Source organism: Xanthomonas sp. SHU 199, assembly GCF_000364665.1.
Lineage (GTDB): Bacteria > Pseudomonadota > Gammaproteobacteria > Xanthomonadales > Xanthomonadaceae > Xanthomonas_A > Xanthomonas_A sontii.
Genome location: NZ_AQOI01000166.1, coordinates 1 through 1,200, shown reverse-complemented (window position 1 = coordinate 1,200; position 1,200 = coordinate 1). Strand labels below are relative to the sequence as shown.

Genomic DNA, 1,200 nt, shown 5'->3' with positions numbered 1-1,200 from the left:
AAGGGTAAGTTCGAGCGCACCAAGCCGCACGTCAACGTCGGCACCATCGGTCACGTCGACCACGGCAAGACCACGCTGACCGCGGCGCTGACCAAGATCGGCGCAGAGCGCTTCGGCGGCGAGTTCAAGGCGTACGACGCGATCGACGCGGCGCCGGAAGAGAAGGCGCGCGGCATCACGATCTCGACCGCCCACGTGGAATACGAATCCCCGACGCGCCACTACGCGCACGTGGATTGCCCGGGTCACGCGGACTACGTCAAGAATATGATCACCGGTGCGGCGCAGATGGACGGCGCGATCCTGGTGTGCTCGGCCGCTGACGGCCCGATGCCGCAGACCCGCGAGCACATCCTGCTGTCGCGTCAGGTCGGTGTGCCGCACATCGTGGTGTTCCTGAACAAGGCCGACATGGTCGACGACGCCGAGCTGCTCGAGCTGGTCGAGATGGAAGTGCGCGAGCTGCTGAGCAAGTACGACTTCCCGGGCGACGACACCCCGATCATCCACGGTTCGGCGCGTCTGGCGCTGGAAGGCGACCAGAGCGAGATTGGCGTGCCGGCGATCCTGAAGCTGGTGGACGCGCTGGATTCGTTCATCCCGGAGCCGCAGCGCGACGTGGACAAGCCGTTCCTGATGCCGGTGGAAGACGTGTTCTCGATCTCGGGCCGCGGCACCGTGGTGACCGGTCGTATCGAGCGCGGCATCATCAAGGTGGGCGACGAAATCGAAATCGTCGGCATCCGTGCGACGCAGAAGACCACCGTGACCGGCGTGGAAATGTTCCGCAAGCTGCTGGACCAGGGCCAGGCGGGCGACAACGCGGGCCTGCTGCTGCGCGGCACCAAGCGTGACGACGTGGAGCGCGGCCAGGTGCTGTGCAAGCCGGGTTCGATCAAGCCGCACACCGAGTTCGAAGCCGAGGTGTACGTGCTGTCGAAGGACGAGGGCGGCCGTCACACCCCGTTCTTCAAGGGTTACCGTCCGCAGTTCTACTTCCGCACCACCGACATCACCGGTGCGGTGCAGCTGCCGGAAGGCGTGGAAATGGTGATGCCGGGCGACAACGTCAAGATGGTGGTGACGCTGATCAACCCGGTGGCGATGGACGAAGGCCTGCGCTTCGCGATCCGCGAAGGCGGCCGCACCGTCGGCGCCGGCGTGGTGGCCAAGATCATCAAGTAATGCCCTCCGGCGGCG

1 protein-coding gene is annotated in these 1,200 nt (G+C 65.8%); it reads left to right on the top strand.

From position 1 onward, the window contains the following. On the top strand, positions 1 to 1,185 hold a 1,185-nt coding region (gene tuf / locus D183_RS0107305), incomplete at its 5' end, for an elongation factor Tu (RefSeq protein ID WP_017908427.1). Between the last annotated feature and the right edge of the window lie 15 nt (positions 1,186 to 1,200).